Raw genomic sequence first — 7,772 nt, 5'->3', positions numbered from 1 at the left:
CATCGGAAATTTTAAAAATGATACAAGTCAAATTTCTAAAAAATTAGTCGATCGTATTTGTGAAATATTTCGTAATTTCAAGGAGCATCTGGCATTTGGTAATTCATTTTTTATCAATACATTCATTAAAAGGATTCCACTTATTGTTGATGCAATCGAAACTGTTTTTAATCTATATGAACAAATTCCAATCTCTACAGTTTTAGTAGGAACATCAGAGGATATGATTAGTCGTGCACTTGGAATAGTTGGGCTAATTAAAGGTATTCCAAGCATTTGTCTGCAACACGGTATTCTTATGGGTGAAGAAGCTTTCATTCCAGTGTTTACTAGTCATGTCGCAGTTTATGGTGAATATGAAAAAAGATGGTATTTAAAGCGTGGTCTTGAGGCCGAAAGAATTGCAACGATCGGTCATCCTAGATATGATGACATTTTTGTCTATCCAAAGGCAAATCATCATGAATTTTTAAATAAGTATCATTTAGATGAAAAAAAAATGACAATTTTAATAGCTACAGGTCCAAATACAAATGAATACAACTTTAAAAAAATGGTTGAATTACTAGTTTCTAATAAAAGTTGCCAATTGTTAATTAAGCCACATCCGTGGGAACTAGCAAAGAATCGGGTTAAGTTGTATTTGGATTTAAAAAGAGATAATAAATCAGTCCAAGTAATAACAGATCGAACGGTCGATACACATGAGTTAATTTCGAATACCGATATAGTACTAGCATCATTGTCAACTGTAGCGTTAGAAAGTTGCTTATTCAATAAACCAACTTTTGTTTATTATTTTATAATGAGTAATCGTCACTATGATTACTTTGATCGATTAGGTATATACGCTCATAATGACCCAACAGAATTAGTAAATACTTTGTTAGCTTTCTTCCAATCTTCAGAAGAAAAACAAAAATATAAAGAAGTAATTAATAATTTTCTAATAGATTCCTATCATGTAACAGATTCAGGAAAAGAACTATCTAATCTAGTATCTAAAATAGTACGAGGTGAAAAGTAGATATGTTTTTCAAGAATAAAAAAATTTTAGTTATTGGTGGGACAGGCACAATTGGTAAAAACATCGTAAAACATCTTTTACGTGAAGAACCCGATGTCATACGAATTTTGAGTAGAGATGAATATAAGCAATTTAATTTGAAAATTGAATTTAATAATGACTCAAGACTGAGGTTTTTAATTGGTGATATACGAAATTATGAGCGTGTATTAAGTGCAATGGAAGATATTGACTATGTTTTTCATACTGCTGCAATGAAGCATGTTGAATTTTGTGAATACAATCCTTTTGAGGCAGTTCTTACTAATGTAATTGGAACATACAATGTGATTTCTGCGGCGAAAAATCAAAATGTTAAAAAGGTTGTTTTTACTAGTACAGATAAAGCTATTTCACCGACAAATAATTATGGAGCTACTAAACTAACGGCAGAAAAGCTGATCTCTTCAGCGGAATATTCAAAAGGATCGAAAAGTACAATTTTTTCAAGTGTCCGATTTGGAAATGTAATTGGATCTAGAGGTTCAGTCATTCCTTTATTCATAAAGCAAGTAAAGGAGAAAAACTTCGTAACTGTAACAGATTTATCGATGACAAGATTTATGATGACATTAGAACAAGCAACTAAATTAACAATTGAGTCACTTAAAATTGCTCAAGGTGGGGAAACGTTTATATTAAAAATGCCTGTCATAAACTTAAAAGATTTAGCAGAAATCATAATTGAAGAAACAGCTAGCAAATTTGGGATTGATCGTAAGAATATAAAAATTAATGAGATCGGTTTAAAGCCTGGTGAAAAAAAGTATGAGGAATTAATGGCTTATGAGGAATCTTTAGTCGCATTTGAATTACCGGATTTATATATTATCCCTTCTTTTTTTTCTTCAACAAAGGTCTATGAAGGAGCAAACAAAACGAAACCGGGAACTTATAGTTCTGAGGGTCAAATCCAACTAAGTAAAGAACAAGTTAGAAAAATCATTGTACAGGAAAATCTTATTTAAGGAGGAAGTTAATGAATGTTTTAGTTACCGGAGGAAGCGGATTTATTGGTAGGTGGGTAGTTGGACGATTACTAAAAGATGGTCAAAAAGTGTGGATCGTAGACAATTTATCTAATTCATCCATTGAAAATGTAAATGAATTTATAGGTGATGAAAATCTCAAAGGTTTAAGAATCATTGATTTAAAAGATCGATTCTCAATACAAGAACTTTTTAAAACGATAAAATTTGATATTTGCTATCATTTAGCAGCAAGTATTAATGTACAAGATAGCATTGATGATCCTGAAACAACTTTTATAAATGATACGCTTGCAACTTTTTATTTGTTGGAAGAATGCAGGAAATATCAAGTAAAAATGGTCTTTATGAGCACTTGTATGGTTTACGAAAAAGCATACTGCAATGAGGGAATCAGTGAGAAATCACCAACAAAGCCTGCTTCACCTTATGCCGGATCCAAAATTGCAGCTGAAAACATGGTACTATCTTATTATTTTTCATATGGCTTACCAGCTGTCGTATTAAGACCTTTTAACACTTATGGACCCTTTCAACGAACAGGTGGTGAAGGGGGCGTAGTTTCCATCTTTATTCATAATAAATTAAAAGGAATACCAATTAATATTTATGGTGACGGAACTCAAACTAGAGACTTACTTTACGTTGAAGATTGTGCTGATTTTGTAGTAGAAGCTGGATATAATGACCTTTTAAATGGTGAAATCATTAATGCAGGAAGCGGAAAAGACCTCTCTATAAATGACTTGGCTGAAAAGATTGCTAACAATCAAGTTCCTATTAATCATATTCCTCATATCCATCCTCAAAGCGAAATTCCAAAACTGTTATGTAATTTTCAAAAGGCAGAAAAAGTGATGCTTTGGAGTCCTAAAGTGTCGATTGAAGAAGGGATTTTAACAACTGAAAATTGGATTAAAAATAATTTTAACAATGAGAGTGATTCACCGAATGGATAAAGAAAAGTTAGCAATCCATGGTGGACAACCTATTCGAGATCATTACTTGCCTTATGGAAGACAAGTAATAAATGATGACGACATTAATTCTGTCATTAGCATATTACGTAGTGATTTTATTACCACTGGACCTACTATCGAACAGTTTGAAAAAGAAATAGCAGAATATACAAGTGCTAAATTTGCTGTTGCATTTTCAAGTGGGACTGCTGCGTTACATGGTGCATGTTTTGCTGCAGGGATTGGTAAGGGAGATGAGGTGATAACGACTCCAATGACATTTGCTGCAACTTCAAATTGTGTATTATATCAAGGTGCAAAACCTATATTTGTTGATATTGATCCAAAAACTTATAATCTAAATCCGTCGCTAATAAAGGAGAAAATTACAAAAAAAACGAAAGCGATTATCCCTGTACATTTTACGGGTCAGCCAGCTGATCTGGAATGTATTAGTCAAATTGCTAAAGAAAACAATTTAATTTTAATAGAAGATGCTGCTCATGCATTAGGAGCTAAATATAAAAATAAGAAAATTGGTTCTATAGGTGATATGACAATGTTTAGTTTCCATCCAGTGAAACATATCACAACAGGAGAAGGTGGTATGATAACGACAAATAATGAAGACTTTTATCAAAAATTATTGCAATTTAGATCTCACGGAATTGTTCGAGCTAAAGAACTGTTAATTGAAAACCATGGTCCTTGGTATTATGAAATGCAATTATTAGGCTTTAACTTTAGACTGACAGATATTCAAGCTGCGCTTGGAATGTCACAATTGAAAAAGTTAGATTCATTTATTGCTAGACGTAAACAAATTGCCGATTTTTATAACAATGAATTCAAATCAATGAATGAAATTTCTTTGCCATACCAAGAATTTCAAGGAGATTCTAGTTGGCACCTATATATTATAAAAATTCAAAGCTCAAAATTGACTGGCAATCGTAAAGAAATTTTTGAGGCATTACAAAAAGAAAATATAGGAGTAAACGTTCATTATATTCCAGTCTATTATCATCCTTATTACCAGACTTTAGGTTATAAGCTTGGAACTTGTACGGTTGCCGAAAAATGTTATGAAGAATTCATTACACTGCCATTACATGCAGGAATGAGTGATCAAGACTCTATGGATGTCGTAAATGCAGTTAAAAAAGTGGTAAATTATTTTTCGAGAAGAAATTAATTATAAATTAAAAAGGGAGAGTGAAAATGAAAGTAGTAGCAATCATTCAAGCACGAATGGGATCAACAAGATTACCTGGAAAAGTTCTTCTAAAAGTTTTGAATAAACCATTATTAGCCTATCAAGTAGAACGAGTTAAAAGGTCAAAACTTATTAATGAAATCGTGATAGCTACCACTACAAAAGATTTAGATCGGGAAATAGTAAATTTTTGCGAATTAATGTTTTTGTCCTATTATAGAGGTTCTGAAGACGATGTTTTGTCTAGATATTACGAAGCTGCTTCCATTTACAAAGCGGATATTGTTGTTCGAATTACTTCTGATTGTCCCTTAATTGACCCAAATATAATTGATCTAGTTATCAATGAATTTATAATCAATATGAAACAAATTGATTATGCCTCAAATACAGTTCAGAGAAGTTTCCCAATAGGAATGGACATCGAAGTTATGTCTTATTCTTTAATCGAGTCAATTAATCGATTAAACCTTGTTCAGCCCTTCAGGGAACATGTAACCCCTTATGTGTACAATTCAGGAAATTTTATAATTAGACAAGTACTTCAAGAAACGGATAAAAGTCATATTCGACTTACAGTTGATACACCTGAGGATTTTATCTTAATTCGTAAGGTAATTGAAGAACTTTATCCAAAAAAACCTTTTTTTACATTACAGGATGTATACGATTTATTTGATAAGAAGCCTGAATTATTAATGATTAATCATCATATTAAACAAAAGAAAATTGAGTGATTTAATGAAAAGTAAAAAGATTTTTATTCGAGTTGATGCCTCATATGAAATTGGGACGGGTCACGTAATGCGTTGCTTAACTCTCGCAAATCTATTTACTAAAGCTGGAATCGATATTCTGTTTATTTGTCGAGATTTACCTGGGAATTTAAACCATTTAATAGTAGATAAAGGCTATAAGTTATGTGTACTGCCCTGTCCAGCTACTAAACAGCAGGCAAATCAATTCAAAAACTCGTATGAAGATTGGTTGAAAGTAGATTGGAAAATAGATTTAATTCAAACAGTAAATATTATCAATTCTGATCCTTCTTCGTCATGTTTAATCATTGACCATTATTCGATTGATTCTAAATGGGAAAATCTATTTTATCAACTTACGGGAAAAAAAATAATCGTTATTGATGACTTAGCAAACCGAAGTCATTTCTGTCAACTTATTCTTGATCAAAACATTTCAAACCATAATGAACGCTATGATGATTTAGTTCCAAAAAGCTGTGTGAAATTTTTAGGCTTACCATACGTTATCCTTCGTCAGGAATTTATGAATGAAAAAATAAATTTAAGAAAAAGAAACGGTAGTATTAGAAGAATTCTTGTGTTTTTTGGAGGAAGTGATCCTACTAACGAAACGTTTAAAACAATAGATGTATTAAAAAATCCAATGTATTCAGAAATTCACATTGATATTGTTGTAGGAGATAGTAATAAAAATAAGGTAACGATTAAGTCTTTTTGCAATGAAGTACCGAATTTTTATTATTATTGTCAAATAAATAACATGGCAGAATTAATGAGTCTTGCTGATTTATCAATTGGAGCAGGTGGAACTACCACATGGGAAAGGTGTTATTTAGGTCTGCCTACATTAACAATAGTAACAGCAGAAAATCAAATTGAGATTATTGATTTAGTAAACGATAAAGGCGCAGTCCTCCATTTAGGCGAAAGTTCTAAAGTAACCTCAGAAAAAATTGCACAAGAATTGAATTTCTTAATACAGAATCCATTAAAAGTAATAAAGATGTCCCAAAGGGCTTTAGATTTAATGAATGAAAATAGTTTAAATCGTTTTATAGAAAGAGTTGTTGATTCGATAAATGGTACGGATTGATGAATATAAACTAATAGATTTGGAAGATGAAAATTTGAATATCGTATTAACTTGGAGAAATAGTGATCGAGTTAAGTCTGTTATGAATTCTGATGAAATAATTACAAATGAACAGCATAAACGTTGGTTTGAATTATATAAAAATGATTCTACAAAAATTGTAAAGCTTTGTTTATATAAAAGTAAGCCTATAGGATTTATTCAATTCACAAATATAAATAAAAAACATGGAACGTGTGAATGGGGCTTTTATATTGGTGAAAGGACAGTACCTCGTGGTTCAGGGACAGTTATGGGTATTTTAACACTGGATTACCTTTTTAATGTGTTGAAAATGAGAAAACTAAATGCTTATGTACTTGAGTTTAATTTAATAAGTCTAAATTACCATAAGAAATTTGGCTTTGTTGAAGAGGGGAGACTTAAAAAACAAATTTTAAAAAACAATCAGTATGCCGATCTAATATTATTCGGACTATTTAAGGAAAGTTGGAATAAGCATTGTGAAGATTTAAAGAAGGAGGTCACAGATAATAGTGAATGAAATCGTAATAGGAAATAAAAAAATTGGCGAAAATCATCCACCTTTTATCATTGCAGAAATGTCAGGCAATCATAATCAATCACTTGACCGAGCGTTAAAGATTGTAAATGCTGCCGCTAAAGCAGGTGCACATGCTTTTAAAATTCAAACGTATTTGCCTGATACGATGACTTTAAATAGTCGAAAAAATGATTTCTTAGTAAATCCAGCTAATCAGCATTGGAACGGAAAATCATTATACGAATTATATGAAGAAGCATATACACCTTGGGAGTGGCATGAACCAATTTTTAATCGATGTAAGGAATTAGGTATGATTCCATTTAGCACACCTTTTGATGAAAGCTCACTTGAATTTTTAGAAAAACTTAATGTGCCTTGTTATAAAATAGCATCATTTGAAAATAATGATCTTCCTCTCTTAAAAAAGGTTGCCTCTAAAGGAAAGCCTATGATTATATCCACAGGTATGGCTACAATTTCAGAGATTAGTGAATTGGTAGAGACGATTAAAAGTGCAGGTTGTAAAAATTTTATTTTACTAAAATGTACTAGTAGTTATCCCGCATCTCCAGAAAATTCAAACCTTCGAACGATCCCATATTTAAAAGAATTATTTCAATGTCAAATCGGGTTGTCGGATCATACGTTAGGAAGCGGTGTAGCGGTTGCTAGTATTGCATTTGGCAGCACAGTAATTGAGAAGCATTTTACGTTAAATCGTTCCGATGGTGGAGTAGATTCAACATTTTCGATGGAACCAGATGAATTTGCAAATCTAGTTATTGAAACCGAATCTGCTTGGAAATCTTTAGGGACAATATTTATTGGTCCTACAGAGGAAGAAAAAAAATCAATTCAATTTAGAAGATCAATTTATATTTCCGAAAATATAAAAGCCGGTCAAATATTAACAAAAGATAATATTAAAATAATTCGTCCAGGGTATGGACTTGCTCCGAAATATATCGATTTAATTTTAGGAAAAAAAATTAATCGAAACGTAGAAAAAGGAACTGCTCTACAATGGGATATGCTTCTAGAAGGAGTGGATCAATAATTAATCTATTAAAAAAAATTAAAAACTATTTTATTTACTTGAGAGATACTAATCTAACCAAAAAAATAATATTTCAATATAATA

Annotated in this window: 8 protein-coding genes; all 8 read left to right on the top strand. The window is 31.4% G+C overall.

The features are described from left to right. A partial coding sequence (locus CN514_RS06305; RefSeq protein ID WP_098231867.1) for a DUF354 domain-containing protein occupies positions 1-1,027 on the top strand: 1,027 nt, incomplete at its 5' end. Positions 1,028-1,029: 2 nt separating this feature from the next. Further along, positions 1,030-2,034 carry an SDR family NAD(P)-dependent oxidoreductase gene (locus tag CN514_RS06300; RefSeq protein ID WP_098231866.1) on the top strand — a complete coding sequence of 335 codons (1,005 nt, stop codon included), beginning with the start codon at positions 1,030-1,032 and terminating at the stop codon, positions 2,032-2,034. 11 nt (positions 2,035-2,045) lie between these two features. Then, the gene (locus tag CN514_RS06295; RefSeq protein ID WP_098231865.1) at positions 2,046-3,014 is read left to right on the top strand and encodes an NAD-dependent epimerase/dehydratase family protein; all 969 of its coding nucleotides are present in this window, start codon (positions 2,046-2,048) and stop codon (positions 3,012-3,014) included. Next, a complete protein-coding gene (gene pseC, locus CN514_RS06290; RefSeq protein WP_098231864.1) occupies positions 3,007-4,209 on the top strand; it encodes a UDP-4-amino-4,6-dideoxy-N-acetyl-beta-L-altrosamine transaminase in 1,203 nt (400 codons plus the stop codon). Before CN514_RS06295 ends, pseC begins: the two co-directional genes overlap by 8 nt. Positions 4,210-4,235: 26 nt before the next feature. Further along, positions 4,236-4,967: a cytidylyltransferase domain-containing protein gene (locus CN514_RS06285; RefSeq protein ID WP_098231863.1), complete on the top strand. Its 732-nt coding sequence runs from the start codon at positions 4,236-4,238 to the stop codon at positions 4,965-4,967. 4 nt (positions 4,968-4,971) lie between these two features. Next, positions 4,972-6,084 (top strand): UDP-2,4-diacetamido-2,4,6-trideoxy-beta-L-altropyranose hydrolase, encoded by a 1,113-nt coding sequence (gene pseG, locus CN514_RS06280; protein WP_098231862.1) that lies wholly within the window; start codon positions 4,972-4,974, stop codon positions 6,082-6,084. Next, positions 6,071-6,628: a UDP-4-amino-4,6-dideoxy-N-acetyl-beta-L-altrosamine N-acetyltransferase gene (gene pseH / locus CN514_RS06275; RefSeq protein WP_098231861.1), complete on the top strand. Its 558-nt coding sequence runs from the start codon at positions 6,071-6,073 to the stop codon at positions 6,626-6,628. Before pseG ends, pseH begins: the two co-directional genes overlap by 14 nt. Then, positions 6,621-7,688 carry a pseudaminic acid synthase gene (gene pseI / locus CN514_RS06270; protein WP_098231860.1) on the top strand — a complete coding sequence of 356 codons (1,068 nt, stop codon included), beginning with the start codon at positions 6,621-6,623 and terminating at the stop codon, positions 7,686-7,688. Before pseH ends, pseI begins: the two co-directional genes overlap by 8 nt. Positions 7,689-7,772 lie beyond the last annotated feature (84 nt).

Origin of the sequence: Bacillus sp. AFS001701 (genome assembly GCF_002559405.1) — a bacterium.
Taxonomy (GTDB): Bacteria; Bacillota; Bacilli; order Bacillales; family Bacillaceae_G; genus Gottfriedia.
The sequence above is the reverse complement of the archived record's forward strand: the minus strand, read 5'-3'. Positions and strand labels throughout refer to the sequence as shown.